The organism is Spirochaetae bacterium HGW-Spirochaetae-1 (assembly GCA_002839375.1).
In the GTDB taxonomy this organism is placed as follows: Bacteria; Spirochaetota; UBA4802; order UBA4802; family UBA5550; genus PGXY01.
On record PGXY01000003.1, the window covers coordinates 1 to 14,283 of the forward strand.

Consider the following 14,283-nt stretch of genomic DNA (forward strand, 5'->3'; position numbering starts at 1 on the left):
CCTCGGTGCTCATGACAATCTGAGTCACAATATCGGAAAGCCGCAGTGTCATGCCGTTCATTGCCGTCAGCATTTCGCCGATCTCATCATCGGGCACCTGGCCGGTATAGCGGACCGACAGGTTACCGACTGAAAGCTGCTCCAGTATGTCCCGGGCCTGCGCAAGAGGTTTCAGCTTGCGGTTTACCACGATATAAATGATAAAGGCGGCAAGACCAATACCGACTAATCCAAAAAGAAACATGACGACGGCCATATCCCGCGCATCTTCTTTTATATCTGCATTGCTCAGGGTTATAACTGAATAAACATTGTATTTTTCTGATTTTTTAAAGGTAAGCAGCTTGTTATCGCCCTTAAAATTATACCTGACGAGAGTGCCGCTGGGAGAGGAAAACATTGTTTGTCCGAAATCATAATCTTTCAGGTTCATTTTCATAATCAGCTCTTCTTTCGGGTGTGCAAAAGTCAAACCCTTCCCAGTCACAAAAGCTGGATAACCTGTTTTACCGATTATTATACTCTTGACCATGTTCTGGGCGAGTGAACTAATATCACAACTCAGTCCAATGATGCCAGCGACCCGGCCGCCATTCATGACAGGCACAGTAACCAGAACAACAGGACGCCCCGTTGCGGGCGATGTATTAGGCTGGCTCACATGGATCTCACCTTTCAGCGCTTTTTCTATATTTTCTTCATAGCCGATGCCTCCCCAACGTATGCCATTGGCCTTCATGGAGCCGCATGCCATTACCATCGGATTTTTCTCCGGAGTAGAGAGAATCACATCCTCATAAATACCCTTGCTGGCATAAAAGCCCTTCAGCAAAGGAACAGCCAGACCATACCTTCCGGTCACCATAGCATCTCTTACCGGCAACTGCGAAGCCAAAAATGCCGCGCTAGTTAGCTGATCCTCGTAAAAACGCTCGAGCTGCATCATGAGGTCCTCATTGAAATTGGAAAGCTGGTTGACATAGGCCTTTTCTACGGCCTTGTATGCGGCATTATATGATACCGATACCAGTATTACCGTAAGCACCGTCACTATAATGGTAACAAAAAATGATATAAGCACTTTTACGCTGTTAAATTTAATTCCCATGATTATTCCCCTGGCAAAACAAGATTTACCATAATCGTATCACGGGATAGAAATCAATTCAAGTAAGATTTGAGATATTTTTAATTTATATTTGCGGGAAAAGACTCAATTAATTCAGTTCTTCAGCCCGTTTCCTGAAAAGAAAATGGTAGATCATATCGCTGTAGCGGTCCATTTTTACCCGCCCTTTGCCGGACACGGAATAGCGCCAGAAGCCGTACAGTTTGGCAAGATTTATAAGGCGCTCACTGTAAAGCTCCCAGGTGAAGGCCGACTGGACCCGTTCAATCCCTCCCCGTGATACACTGTCCCAACTGCCGGGATCATTGATAAACCGTGCTATCTGCTCTTCCATCCACGGGACCGCCGAAACGGGGCCCGAAAGTGGGAAGCCCCGTCACCATAGCTTCGAGAATGGTAAGCCCAAAGGCCTCAAAAAGAGCCGGCTGCACAAAGGCGCCCCGGTGATCGGCAATTACCCGGTACACTTCGCCCGTTTCCATTTTGTCGATACTGGGAAGCCACCGCACCCGGTCCTTCAGACCATAGTGCGCAATAAGTCCATGCATCTTCTCTATCTCCTTTCTTTCCTCGGCATCGGACGATTCCTCAAGCCTGATCGTTCCCGCTGCGACTATGAGGTTACAGTGTTCTTTCAGAAATTCACTCATGCCGAAAGCCTCCATCAGGCCGGTGATATTCTTGATTTTGTCAAGGCGGGCCATGGTAAACAGGGGCATCCTTTCAGTGTCGGCCAGCTCCCCCATGATATCGGCTACGGTGTCGGTGAAAATTCTCTTTTCCCAGTATTCCGTGCGGTGAGATATCCTCTTCTCTCTTTCATAATGAGGAAAATAAAATTCCTGATCCACACCCGGCGGGATAACATTGAATCGCGGCACATAGAGATTGATGCCGTTTCTCACCTGAAATAATCCCGGCATGGTGAAGAACTGATACGATTCGTACTGACCCATGGTCTCCTCCGTACCGGCGATTTCCTGATAGGTGCTGGTGATGATAAAATCAGCCTTGTTCATGGAAAGGAGGTCTGCGACAAACTGCAGGGAAAAGTTATATTCCTTTTCGTATCCCTGCCAGTACGCGTCGGAAAAGAGGTACTTTGTTTTTTCCAGAGCATGCGCTATGGTACACTGAATGACATCCAGCTTATCGGAAAGAAGGGACGCCACAAGGTTGCCGTCGGAGTAATTCCCGATGATAAGGTCGGGACGTCCCCGGAACTCGGCCAGAAGCGCATTGGCGGCATCCTCGGCAAATTTTTCCAGATATGGCCAGATATGGAAGCGAGATATCCAGCTCTCCATTATATGGTCGTTTTTATCTTTAAAGGGGACCCTCAGTATCCAGCAATTGTCCGTTCCGTGTATCTTTTCCTTTCTTATGTTGCAGGTGGTGCCCAGCGCTTCGGGGATATACCGTGTCAGAACCACGATAGCCGGAACCACTTCGATTCCCGCCAGGGCGATATCGCTCTTCAGCCGCTTTTCCAGCGCCCGCACCTGGTCCAGAATGTAAATCACCTGGCCGCCCGTGTCGGGCTTTCCCAGAACATTTTCCTGACCGAACCATCCATGGGGAGAGATAACTGCAATCTTCGATATGAGCGGCATGGTGGTTCGAGAGAGAAATTTCTCCAGCAGTATGTCCGTTGGTTCATTTATAAGGTCTGCGAGCACCTGCATGGTCTCCAGAATCCTTCCGGCGGTATCGCCCCACCCCGGTTCGAATCCCGCCTTTTTCAGCTTATCCTGCAGCCGGGCCACAGGCGTATCCGGTTCCTGCTCTCCGAGAAAGCCCATTATATTTTCCAGCTCATTGACAAAACGGTCAAAATCCAGGGACATCCCTCCGTTCACGAGCAGTTGCTGATTGTTATACGTATGAAGCTTCATGAATTCAAAAAGCTTCCTGTTCCACTCTTCGGGGCGATTGAATATATTACTGGAAAGATAGCGGTTGAGATAACGGATACCGTTACCGAGATTCTTCGCGTCCTTCATTACCGGTGAATAGTCATAGAAAGGAAGGTAATCAATACGCAGGTGCTTGTCACCGGGCATACGGTTCAGGATGTGATACTCCTTCAGGTCAAGAAAACGGGATATATCTATCTCCTCCATGTAGGAACCGTCCACGCGGAGCATAAAGAACCGGTAGCGCGCGATCTGGCTCCTGTGCAGTATCACAAGGTAATGGTCCTGGTAAAATAACTCCTGTATTCTGCAGATAAAATTGTACACCGATGTCTCATTACGCCCCCTCCCCGCACCGCTGTCTTCATGCAGGTCCATGAAACCGGCATAAGTGAGCATAATGTCATTCCGGAGCATAAAGCCCCCTTTCTGGGCCAGGGGAACAAGCACGCTGACAAACTCCCGAAACAGGGCAATGTCTTCCTCGGTGATAATCCGGCCTATTAAATCAGCACCATCCATGCGTTATCCTCCTTAACAGATCAATTTTTGCGGTTTAAAAAATCATAGTAATTGATACCCTCTGTTATGCCGCCAGCGCCGGCTCTTTCAGCAAAATATATTTTCCTCAGACCGCGGAGCTTTTCCAGCTCTTCACTGTAATTCCCCACAACGACGGCAGGCATGTCTCCGCGCAGCATCTCTTCATCGTTGCCTGAATCACCGCAGACAAGAATATTATCCATGGGGATATCCCATTTGTAGCTTATATACCGTATGGCCTTTCCCTTGGAAGCGCGATAGGGCAGAATATCCAGAAACTGATTATGCGAATAGATAAGATTATATTTCAATTTCGCCGCAAGGAGCAGTTCGTGTGCTCTTGTCTGCCTGTCCCTCCCCGGCTCCATGAAATAGCTGATTTTGTATTTCCTCTGTGTCTCCTCTTCCTGTATCTCAAGAAAGTCGGCCCTGTCCAATATTTCCCGTATCCTGTCACGTTCCCACCGGTGGGAGATATGGGTGTCCCAGCCTTTGTCATAAAATTTAGCGTCACCGTAATATATTTCAGAACCAACCGAAGAGATGACAATATCCGGAGCCGGAATATCGTACTTCTTTATATATTTCAGAGCCGAATCCACGGTCCTTCCCGTTGCCAGGGCAAAACCCATGCTGTCCCGGTGTTCCTTCAGTATTTCAATAAGACCGGGAAGGCCGCTGTTATCATCACCGATAAGTGTGTTGTCGATATCGGTTACCAGAAAATAATTCAGGCCCGTGATACGTTTCCCCACAGGGTTTGCCGACAGAGGACTGAATTCCTCCCGAGTCGTTCCCTTGAGCAGCTTTTTCAACGCCGATGTATATTTCTCAACATGGGCCTCCCAGGTATAATGCTTCCTGACATTGACAGCACCGTTACGCGAATATTTATCCCAGCGTTCCGGTTCGGTGATTATTTTTTTTATTTCCACGGCTATCGCAGCCGTATCGGAGGGATCCACCAATACGCCGTTTTTACAGTTTTCCACGATATCCCTGGGCCCCCCGTCGTTGGTGGCCACCATGGGAATCCCGCACGCTGAAGCCTCCAGGAGCGTCAGCCCAAATGGTTCAGTCAGAGCCACATTTACAAAAACACCTCTCCGTTCACCCGTTATGTGATATAATTCGGGAACTTCATACTCAAAATCGTGCTTCTTGGGAATGGCCATTTTACCATACAGATCATAGGCATCCATGAGCAGGAGCATTTCCGTAAGAACATCCTTCTCATTTTCCTCCATATCAGAAATCCATTTCCTGATCCCGGCAAAAATTGCAAGGTTTGCCATAGCCTGAAGTTCCAGGCTCTCACCATAGGCCCGTATAAGACCGGCAATATTTTTTCTCTTATCGGGCCGACACAGGGCCAGAATCAGGGGTTTTTCGGGAAAAATAAAAAACCTGTTCAACTCGTTGAGTACGGATACATAGGCATGTTTTTCCATCTCATCTTTCCGGTTTTCCGGAAGCATGCCATGATAAAAGGGGGAAAACTTTTCCAGATCCAGACCCGGGGGAATGATGGAATAATCCGGAATAGTCCGGTTGTGATACATACCATACTGTTTCTCTACTTCCTGACTCGTGCTGGTGATCACCAGGTCGGCCATTTCCATTATTTTTTCCTCCGTATCAATGCGCCGGTCGATACGGTATTTTTTTACAACGTCATCTTCAGACATTCCTTCATTGATAAGTTTTTGCCGTTTTGACCTCCCGAGGCTGTGTCCGGTAAAAACAAATGGTGTTCCGAAAAATTCAGAAAGTTGCATGGCCACATATCCGGCATCGGCATAGTGCCCATGAAAAACATCGGGGATGGAACCCTCACGTTTGATAAATATAAGCGTCTTGTCCACAAATTCGTCGAGGTGGGGCCAGAGGAGCTCCTTGCGCATATACTTCCTTCCCCCACACTGAATCCGGACTATTCTAAATTTTTCATCGACCTGTTCAATAGGGTTCGAATAGTCCACGGAAATGCCCTTATCGGCAATAAGCCGTGTAAAAAGGTCCACCTGTCTCACGGCGGGATGACGACCCAGGGATTTCCCGAGCTCCACCACGTATTTAATCTGCCCGCCCGTATCGGCGTCGCGCCCCATCTCCATATTTTCACTGCGTACCAGACCATGTATGCTGAAAAGCTGTATATACAGTCCTCTGCTCATAGGATACTTAACCTCCACATGATCTCTGAATTGGGGAAACGCCTGATCAGCGAGACTTTCTCCTGGCCATGGCCTTTGCCCTGCGCTCCCTCTTTCTTCGCCTTCTCTCGGCTTCCTGTCTCTTTTTCCTTTTTTGTATGGAAGGCTTATCGTAATGCCGTCTCTTCTTCAGCTCTCTGAAAACACCTTCAAAGGCCATTCTTTTTTTCAGCTGTTTCAGAGCCTGCTCGATATTATCAAGTACTTCAACTTCCAGTGGTCTAGTCAGAAAATCACCCCCTTCTTACAGTAAAACATTATTTTCAGATTATATCAACTCACAAATGATATTTGATACATTAAATTATGCATGATAACAATTTCAGATGATCACAACTCGGCTGGAACCGCATAAAGGGCAAAACAAATGTTTTTCTTCCTCGACATCCACCATATCTTCCCATTGATTTGTGCAATCCTCGCACACGGCAATTATTTCACGGACAGGGACTGAAACATCCCCCTGCCCCTCTTTTTCTTCCTGAATTTCAAGGTCAGACTCAAACTCCCGGTAAAAATCATCATCGTAAACATAGTCATCAAAGTTATTCTCGAAATTGCCTTTCTTTTTCATACAAGAAACCCTCTGCATCAGACTCTAACAACACACTTATTCTTGAATATTGTATTCAAACTGAAGCAGTTTCCCTCTCCGATCCAGATCGACAACAATTTTCGACTCATCCTTCAGGGACTGCCACATGGAATAAAGCTTGTTCACACTATCCACTGTTTTCCCATTGATCCTTTTAACGATGTCGCCGCTCCTGACACCCAGTTTATATAAAATATTATAGGGCCTCACCTTCTGCAGGCGAAAGCCGGCAATAGCCCCGCCCCTGCGGTACGGTCCGGCCACCAGGCCCCGCATAGCGTTATCCAGATTATTCATAACGCGCTGTTTTATCTCGGCACGGCTGATGTTCTTTCGGATAACGCCGCCGTTATTGCGTAACACGGCTCCCTTGTTTGCGACTAATGACGCCTTCTCGCGCTTGTCGTATATACCGATTTTTTCAATCCTGTCCCCCGCTTTCAGATAAACGCGTTCCCTGGCTATCTTGACCAGCCGATATCCATATACTTCCTGCCACAGCCGGTAAACCCCGGGATCTTTTTCGCGCCTGCTCCGGATCATGGCACGGGCGATACTGCTGTGCCCGGTTATGGTCCCCACGAGAAAAAGATCATCGATAGGAACACCCGGTGCTGATTTCATTACACCGGACTCACCACTACCGCTCGATTCGGAACCGATTTTAAAAAAACCCGAGCCGATTATTGCCTTTCGGTATTCCTCGATTGATAAGCCGCCACGCTCTGTCCGCCGGATATTTTTTTTCACCCGGGACGCTGAGAACACCTTTGATTCCCTCAGATTTTCGCGATAATAAAACCTTACACCCTGATTAATAGTCTGTGCCGACGTATAAGAAAAAAGTGTAACAGCGGCTATATTCATAAGATGATACCTGAGATTATCCACAATAAAAACTTTTACCCTTCGAGTATAGAATAGGAACCGTCGCCGTCGTGCACTTCCGCACCCGTCAAAGGAGGAACAAAAACACAGATGAGCTTCATTTTCTTCGAACACCGCAGCCAGTGCTCATCATTTTTGTCAAGCGCATAGAGCATCCCCGGCATTATTCCATACTTTTTCCCGTCACCGACCGTTTCAATCTCGCCTTCACCTTCAATGCAGTAAACGGCCTCTAAATGGTTCTTATACCAGATATGGGTCTCGGTGTCGGGAAATATTATTGTTTCATGAAAAGAGAACCCCATGCCGTCATTTTTAAGAAGAATACGTCTGCTCAGCCAATTGCCGTTCCCGGCCATTATATCATGTTCTGACCCGATTATTTCATCTATCATTTTTACAATCACGAAGTCTCCCCCCTCAGCATATTCTTTTTCTTTTCCAGAACGTCGGCTATTGACTGTTCGATAATATCCAATCCCTTTATCAGCAGTTCCTCCTCTATCACCAGAGGCGGTAAAAATTTCACCACGTCATCACGGGCACCGGCCAGCTCTATGATCAGCCCTCGTTCAAAAGCGCAGGCTGATATCTCCTGCGCGAAGCCCTTCTCCGGTATATGCAGACCATAGACCATGCCCCTGCCGCGCACTGTCGCTCCCATTTCCGGAAAAGCGACGGCCATTTTTTCGAGGGATTCACGAAGTATCTTTTCCTTGTAATAGACGGCTTCGGTAAGGTTATCGTTCTCCCAGTAATCAAGCAGTTCCGTGGACGCCACGAAAGCCAGGTTGTTCCCCCTGAACGTTCCGGTATGCTCACCGGGCTTCCACTGGTCAAGTTCCGGTTTGAGCAGAACCATCGCAAGGGGCAGGCCGCCGCCAATGGACTTCGACAGCGTCACGATATCGGGATTGATGCCCGAATCCTCGAAACTGAAAAACCTGCCGGTCCTGCCGTTACCCACCTGTATATCATCGATAATGAGGAGTATGTCAAAATCACGGCAGATAGCCTCTATGTTCCTCAGCCATTCCGGCGAGGCGACATTGACCCCGCCCTCGGCCTGGACCGTTTCCAGAATAATGGCCGCGGGACAGTCCACACCGCTGCTGTTGTCATTAAGAAATTTACGCAGGTATTCCGACGTGTCCACGCTGTCGCCGAAATAGCCGTCAAAGGGCATGAAGGTGACGTTAGACCGATTAATAAAAGCCTCATCCCGGTAAAAGGAGTTCCCCGTTACGGCCATAGAGCCCATGGTCAGCCCGTGAAAGGCATTCGTAAAGGCGATGATATTGGACCGTCCCTTTACCATGCGTGCCAGCTTAAGCGACGTTTCAACGGCATTGGTGCCCGTGGGACCGGGGAACTGTATTTTGTAATCCATGTGCCGGGGCTCAAGAATGACCGAATAGAACTTCTGCAGAAAATTTTTCTTTGCCGTTGTCGCCTTATCCAGGCCGTGTACTATGCCGTTATTCTGGAGGTGTTCTATCAATTTTTCATTTACACGCGGATTGTTATGGCCGTAATTCAGCGTGCCGGCGCCGGCAAAAAAATCAATGTACTCCTTTCCCTGTTCATCACACATCACCGAACCCAGTGCGCTATGGAACACCGTGGGAAAGGTACGGACATAGCTCCGCACCTGCGATTCAAGCTGCTCAAATATCCTCATAATACTTCTCCTTTTTTGCTTTAATTTTCAGATAGACGGAACGGCCCTATCCTGAGAAGCACTTCATCCTCGTGGGCGTCTTTTCCAAACAGTTCAGCGGGATAACATATCTCCTCGATACAATGAGTCTTTAGTTCGCCGGCAAGGGAATAAAACATATTTCTCGAGGCGTCGTTGGACGGCGTAACAGTTGTTTCGATATATGAAACCGAATGAAACGCCGGCCTGCGAATGAGATGCTTCAGCATTCCTATACCAAGCCCTTTTCTCCTAAAACGAGGATGAACGGCCACCTGCCACACGAAAAACGTATCACGCCGGGAAGGATGGAGGTATCCCGAGATAAACCCCGCAGGACCTGAATTGCTCCCGGCGAATATGCAGGTATCCCTGAAATGATCGCAGAGAAGCATATAATTGTATCGGGAATTGATATCCAGCGGTTTGCACAGATCAACCAGGTTGTAAACCGCCGCAGCGTCTTTGATTTCAGGGGGTCGGAAAAATAGCTCGTCATTTTCAATTACATAAATATTCGTATCTTTGATACACTCCTCCCTTCACTGCCTGGATTTCCGGTACATTCCGAAAGGGGAATTCTCTGTAAAAACTCCCTTACGTTAAAGGATAAGAAAGGGAGGGTTACCCGTCAATAGACCCAAAGGTGTAAAAAGGTATACCAAAGAGAGTAAAATAGCCGGGTTACACTTCCACAAAACCGTTTTTAATTGCATAGGCCACAAGGTCATTAACCTTGTGAATATTGAGCTTTTTCATGATATTTACCCTGTGGGTCTTCACCGTTTGCGGAGATATGCGCAGCACCGTGCCGATTTCCCTGCTGTTTCCTCCCTCGGCGATGAGCTTCAGTATCTCGCGTTCCCGGGGCGACAATATATCAAAAGAGGACGTGTCGCCTGTTTTTTCACTTCGGGGCGGTACACCCGTCATGATAAATTCCGTGATAAGGTTTGAGGCAATCCGGGGACTGAGATATATGTTGCCTTTAAATATCTCCCGGATGGCCTTGATGAGCTCATCGGATGCATCATCTTTCAGGATATAACCGTGCACACCGTACTGGAGAAGCTGTTTGACATATTCTTCCTTGTCATGGCGGGAGAGAATAAGGATTTTTGTTCCCGGTACGAACCTGCGCAGGTGGCGCGCGATTTCTATACCGCTCATGGCGGGCATGGAAATATCGAGCACGACAATATCGGGCTTTTTCTTCTCAATCATTTCCAGAGCCTCCCGGCCATCACCGGACTCGCCGACAATCTCGAAGTCCTCTTCTGCGTTGAGAATGAGCTTCAGCCCGTCTCTGAGTATGGAATGGTCATCGGCCAGAAATATTTTTTTCTTTTTCATTACTGCACACCGATCTCTATTGATATTGTCGTCCCCTTCCCGGGTGATGATTCTATTTCAAGTCTGCCGTCAAAGTCCCTGACGCGCTGGCGGATATTGGAGAGACCGAATCCTCCTCTCCTGCCCACATCCTGGATTGAGAAGCCGGCGCCGTCATCGCTGATCCTGAGGCGTACAACCGAGTCTGCCTCGATCAGGGACAGTTCCACTTTCCGGGCCCCGGCATGTTTTATAATATTGGAGAATATCTCCCTGATAATCCGGTACAGGTTGACTTCCAGATCGCGGGAAAGCCTGGACTTAAAATCAATTGAAAGCGATACATCCGTTGCGCTCACCTGGAGATAATTCTTAACGTACCAGCGGATGGTGGATTCCAGGCCATGATCCTTCAGGAGCGAGGGATACAGGTCATCACAGACCTCGCGTAACTCGTGGCTGACCTTGTCAAGGAAATCAATGCCCACCTCAAAGCGGTCCCGATACTTCACGGGGTCTTTCTGGAAGGCGATAAAGTTGATCTTCGCCGCATATATGGTCTGGGCGATACTGTCATGGAGGTCCCTGGCTACACGCTCCCGTTCTATCTCCTGGGACTTGAATATCTGCGACGAAAGCCGCTTATTTTCCATCTCGGCGCTTTTTCGCACGGATATATCCACAAAGGAAGCCATCATGCCCACCGTTTTACCGTCGGTGTTCCTCACGGCCGAAGTGGATACTTCCACGTGAAAGGTGGAGCCGTCCTTGCGATGCACAAGAAATTCCTCGCTCTCGCCTTCGGCAGTATCAATTATCTTTTCTACATCCCGAAGACTTTTCACCTTCCCGTCGGCGAAGAGGTCAGAAGCACTTTTATTCAGCAGTTCCTGACGATAACCGTATTCAAACATCCTGACGAAGGCGGGATTGACATAGACTATGAGCCCTTCCATGCCTGCTATAACGACCCCGTTTATGGTCGATTCCAGAGCATCAAAAACAATACTCAGTTGTTCTTCAATATTGTCTTTATGGCCGGGGATCAGTTCTTCTGCGTCAAGATTATTGGTAATATTCCTGATTCTTCTGGCCCGGTTGTCCTTTTCCTTTTTTTCCATCGGTTTTCAGTTATTTCTATTTTGCCGGAAACACGGTATAGCCCCGGAGGGATAGGGCTGCCCTGGAATAAACATATATCCCATCCATGAATCTGTCAATAAACCTAAAGGTTTAAAAATCGGGGATAAAGATGGTATATGATATTAAAAAAGTATATTTTCCCGGTAATACGCATAAAGATCTTCCCGCGTGGCCTTGACATTCCGTATAATATCCGCATCCTTCCGATGTTCAGGCGTATCGGTCACAATTTTAAAGAGGTATACATCCTTATTGTAGAGTCCGCAGGCCTGGGCCACGGCCGCTCCCTCCATGTCGATGAGATCGGCCTGCGCGGCCAGGACAGCTCTCCTTTCCGGTTCCAGCACGGGAATATCCTGTGTGGCAAGAACGGCCATGGCATGACCTTCCAGCACCTTCGGCAGGAATATCCTGGGTTTCCCGCTTATGAGCACGGGCCGGTCATATTCCACAATGCTCTGTATGTGAAGAACCTGTCCCACGGTGAACCCGTCGCGCAGAGCCCCGGCCGCTCCCATGTTCAGGATTATGTCGGCCCCATACCGGTCCATGAGGTGGACTGCGGCCATGGCAGCACAGGCCTTGCCGATACCGGATATAATGAGTACGACATCATCCCCGCAGTATACGCGAAACGGCTTTTCTTCAACCTGATTGAGGGACAGACCTCTCGCAAAGGGCTCCGCCTCCATCCATGTGGCCATGACTATCCCCCTCATCATGCAACACCCCGGCCGATTATCCCGGCGGCCCTGGCCATCTCCTCCAGGACCCGGATCGCTTCACGCCCCCCGTCTCCCAGGTCCAGGGTGAAAGCATTCACGTAGAGTTGTATATGTTCATTAACAACCTGGTCATCAAGTTCCTGCGCATGGAGACGGATATAATCCCTTGAGGCGTCCCTGTTGCCCATGGCAAACTCCACGGAGGAACGGAGTACGTCGTTTATTTTTTCACGCACTGCAACGGGGCATTCCTTTTTCACGGCGATACATCCCAGCGGTATGGGCATGGAAGTTTTTTTCTCCCACCATTCCCCCAGGTCCACGAGGCTCACCAGATCATATTGCGGATAGACAAAACGCCCCTCATGGATAATGAGTCCCGCGTCATAGAGCCCGTCACGCACACCGGGCATGATGCGGTCGAAACGCACGGCTTCCACGCGGGTCGCTTCGGGCATCCAGAGCCTGAGCAGCAGGCAGGCCGTGGTATATTCACCGGGAATGGCAATACGCGCCCCGGCCAGATCCGTTTTTACATCGCGGGCCACCACTAGAGGACCGCAGCCATGCCCCAGGGCTGCGCCGGAATTAAGCAGAGCATACCGATCCCGGAGCAGCAGCCAGGCATGAAATGACAATTTGGTCACATCATAGGCCCCGCTGAAGGCCCGTCGATTCAATTCTTCCACGTCATAGATATGAGGCCTGAAAGTGATCCCCGCCGTATCAACAAGCCCATGCAACAGGGCATGAAAAATAAAGGTGTCGTTGGGGCATGGTGAAAAACCCAGATCAATATTCATGATACCGCCTGTATTTAAAGCATGTCTTTCCTGAAAAAACAGATCAATCATTTAAAATCTGCCTCCTCTTCCGACGACAGTCAACTATAAAAAATTGTAAAAATCCTTGACGTATTTAGAACGTTTAAGTATTTTAGTGTAAACTTTACAATCAACATTTCTATTCAGGGTGAACATATTTATGAAAAAGAAAAATCTTATGTATATTCTCGTGCTTGTCTCAGCACTCCTTTTCATCGGTTCATGCTCAAAAACTGACGACACCGCTTTATCCGGCGACCGGGGTGAATCCGTGGCCTGGATGAATTTCAATGAGGGTTACAAAAAGGCCCTGGCAGAAAAAAAACCCATGGTCATTGATTTCTACGCCGACTGGTGCAAATGGTGCAAAGTCATGGACACTGAGACCTTCAGCGACGGCGAGGTGGCGAAAAAACTGAAAAACGATTATGTGGCAATCCGCATTCATACGGACACGCAGGCCCACGAGCGGCTTAAATTCAACAATCACGAATTTTCCGTGCAGGAGTTCAGTTCAATGATGGGCGTCCAGGGACTTCCCACTGTGGTTTTTATGGACCGCACGGGAAAACCCATTACCCAGATACCGGGATTCTTAAAAAAGGACGTATTTCTCCCTTTGCTCAACTATATCACCGAGGAGTGCTACAACAGGAATGTTCCCTTTGAATCATATATGAAAGATGATAAGGCCTGCCAGAAGATTAAATCATCAGGAACGCCTTGATTTTTAAGGATTAATAAAACTATGAAAAAAATATTTCTTTTTACTGCAATCATAGCCGCAGTCGCAATATATGCATTTCCAGGTCCGACGCAGGCAGAACAGCTTCGATGGTATTCCTTTAACGAGGGATTAGCTCAGGCCCGCATTCAGAAAAAACCTGTGGTACTGGATTTTTATGCCGACTGGTGCCACTGGTGCAAGGTCATGGACCGGGACACCTTCAATGACAAAAAAGTGGCTGAATATCTGGGTGCCCATTATATCCTGATACGGATAAACACGGAAGACAGAAGCAAAACCGTACTGTACCAGGGACAGTCCTTTTCAAATGCGAATTTTTTCAGAATGGTTGGAGGCACCGGGCTCCCCACGGTGGTTTTCATGGACAGACAGGGAAATCTCATCACGAAGATACCGGGCTACATAGAAAAAGGGGTCTTTCTTCCCCTTTTAGGATACATTAAAAGCGAGTGCTACCTGAAACAGGTTCCTTTCGATGAGTCATATATTCAGGGAAAGAATCCCTGCACCAGATAATATATACTA

Annotated in this window: 14 protein-coding genes and 1 pseudogene; 2 read left to right on the top strand and 13 right to left on the bottom strand. The window is 48.2% G+C overall.

Annotated features, from left to right (window positions below):
• The 13 genes and pseudogenes from CVV44_04665 to CVV44_04725 all read right to left on the bottom strand — a co-directional run.
• Positions 1-1,108 (bottom strand): hypothetical protein (locus CVV44_04665; GenBank protein ID PKL39520.1); only part of this gene is annotated, 1,108 nt, incomplete at its 3' end.
• A 109-nt stretch (positions 1,109-1,217) separates the two neighbouring features.
• Positions 1,218-3,567: pseudogene (locus CVV44_04670) on the bottom strand (sucrose synthase).
• Between the two features lie 20 nt (positions 3,568-3,587).
• Positions 3,588-5,765, bottom strand: a complete 2,178-nt coding sequence (locus tag CVV44_04675) for a glycosyl transferase family 1 (protein PKL39521.1) — start codon at positions 5,763-5,765, stop codon at positions 3,588-3,590.
• Positions 5,766-5,811: 46 nt separating this feature from the next.
• Complete coding sequence (gene rpsU / locus CVV44_04680) at positions 5,812-6,021, bottom strand: 30S ribosomal protein S21 (protein PKL39522.1); 210 nt, start codon at positions 6,019-6,021, stop codon at positions 5,812-5,814.
• Positions 6,022-6,126: 105 nt separating this feature from the next.
• Entirely contained in the window at positions 6,127-6,378 is a 252-nt protein-coding gene (locus CVV44_04685) for a hypothetical protein (protein ID PKL39523.1), read from the bottom strand.
• Between the two features lie 36 nt (positions 6,379-6,414).
• Complete coding sequence (locus CVV44_04690) at positions 6,415-7,266, bottom strand: hypothetical protein (protein PKL39524.1); 852 nt, start codon at positions 7,264-7,266, stop codon at positions 6,415-6,417.
• 35 nt (positions 7,267-7,301) lie between these two features.
• A complete protein-coding gene (ectC, locus tag CVV44_04695) occupies positions 7,302-7,694 on the bottom strand; it encodes an L-ectoine synthase (protein ID PKL39525.1) in 393 nt (130 codons plus the stop codon).
• On the bottom strand, positions 7,691-8,968 hold the full coding sequence (gene ectB / locus CVV44_04700) for a diaminobutyrate--2-oxoglutarate transaminase (protein ID PKL39526.1): 1,278 nt from the start codon (positions 8,966-8,968) through the stop codon (positions 7,691-7,693). The genes ectC and ectB overlap by 4 nt, the downstream gene beginning before the upstream one ends.
• A gap of 20 nt (positions 8,969-8,988) precedes the next feature.
• The gene (ectA, locus tag CVV44_04705; protein ID PKL39527.1) at positions 8,989-9,516 is read right to left on the bottom strand and encodes a diaminobutyrate acetyltransferase; all 528 of its coding nucleotides are present in this window, start codon (positions 9,514-9,516) and stop codon (positions 8,989-8,991) included.
• A gap of 154 nt (positions 9,517-9,670) precedes the next feature.
• Positions 9,671-10,339 carry a DNA-binding response regulator gene (locus CVV44_04710; protein ID PKL39528.1) on the bottom strand — a complete coding sequence of 223 codons (669 nt, stop codon included), beginning with the start codon at positions 10,337-10,339 and terminating at the stop codon, positions 9,671-9,673.
• On the bottom strand, positions 10,339-11,439 hold the full coding sequence (locus tag CVV44_04715; protein PKL39529.1) for a hypothetical protein: 1,101 nt from the start codon (positions 11,437-11,439) through the stop codon (positions 10,339-10,341). Before CVV44_04715 ends, CVV44_04710 begins: the two co-directional genes overlap by 1 nt.
• 144 nt (positions 11,440-11,583) lie before the next feature.
• Entirely contained in the window at positions 11,584-12,183 is a 600-nt protein-coding gene (locus CVV44_04720; GenBank protein PKL39530.1) for a hypothetical protein, read from the bottom strand.
• The gene (locus CVV44_04725; GenBank protein ID PKL39531.1) at positions 12,180-13,040 is read right to left on the bottom strand and encodes a 1,4-dihydroxy-6-naphthoate synthase; all 861 of its coding nucleotides are present in this window, start codon (positions 13,038-13,040) and stop codon (positions 12,180-12,182) included. The genes CVV44_04720 and CVV44_04725 overlap by 4 nt, the downstream gene beginning before the upstream one ends.
• A 130-nt stretch (positions 13,041-13,170) precedes the next feature.
• On the opposite strand from CVV44_04725, the gene CVV44_04730 reads away from it, so the two are divergent.
• Positions 13,171-13,737, top strand: coding sequence for a hypothetical protein (locus tag CVV44_04730; GenBank protein PKL39532.1), 567 nt, complete (start codon positions 13,171-13,173; stop codon positions 13,735-13,737).
• A gap of 21 nt (positions 13,738-13,758) precedes the next feature.
• Entirely contained in the window at positions 13,759-14,274 is a 516-nt protein-coding gene (locus tag CVV44_04735; protein PKL39533.1) for a hypothetical protein, read from the top strand.
• Positions 14,275-14,283 lie beyond the last annotated feature (9 nt).

What these genes read in the sequence shown, in the direction of transcription:
- CVV44_04720 (PKL39530.1), bottom strand. Translation starts at nt 12,183, where the DNA reads ATGATGAGGGGGATAGTCATGGCCACATGGATGGAGGCGGAGCCCTTT.
- CVV44_04690 (PKL39524.1), bottom strand. Translation starts at nt 7,266, where the DNA reads ATGAATATAGCCGCTGTTACACTTTTTTCTTATACGTCGGCACAGACT.
- CVV44_04685 (PKL39523.1), bottom strand. Translation starts at nt 6,378, where the DNA reads ATGAAAAAGAAAGGCAATTTCGAGAATAACTTTGATGACTATGTTTAC.
- CVV44_04730 (PKL39532.1), top strand. Translation starts at nt 13,171, where the DNA reads ATGAAAAAGAAAAATCTTATGTATATTCTCGTGCTTGTCTCAGCACTC.
- CVV44_04725 (PKL39531.1), bottom strand. Translation starts at nt 13,040, where the DNA reads ATGATTGATCTGTTTTTTCAGGAAAGACATGCTTTAAATACAGGCGGT.
- CVV44_04715 (PKL39529.1), bottom strand. Translation starts at nt 11,439, where the DNA reads ATGGAAAAAAAGGAAAAGGACAACCGGGCCAGAAGAATCAGGAATATT.
- CVV44_04735 (PKL39533.1), top strand. Translation starts at nt 13,759, where the DNA reads ATGAAAAAAATATTTCTTTTTACTGCAATCATAGCCGCAGTCGCAATA.
- CVV44_04675 (PKL39521.1), bottom strand. Translation starts at nt 5,765, where the DNA reads ATGAGCAGAGGACTGTATATACAGCTTTTCAGCATACATGGTCTGGTA.
- ectB (PKL39526.1), bottom strand. Translation starts at nt 8,968, where the DNA reads ATGAGGATATTTGAGCAGCTTGAATCGCAGGTGCGGAGCTATGTCCGT.
- CVV44_04710 (PKL39528.1), bottom strand. Translation starts at nt 10,339, where the DNA reads ATGAAAAAGAAAAAAATATTTCTGGCCGATGACCATTCCATACTCAGA.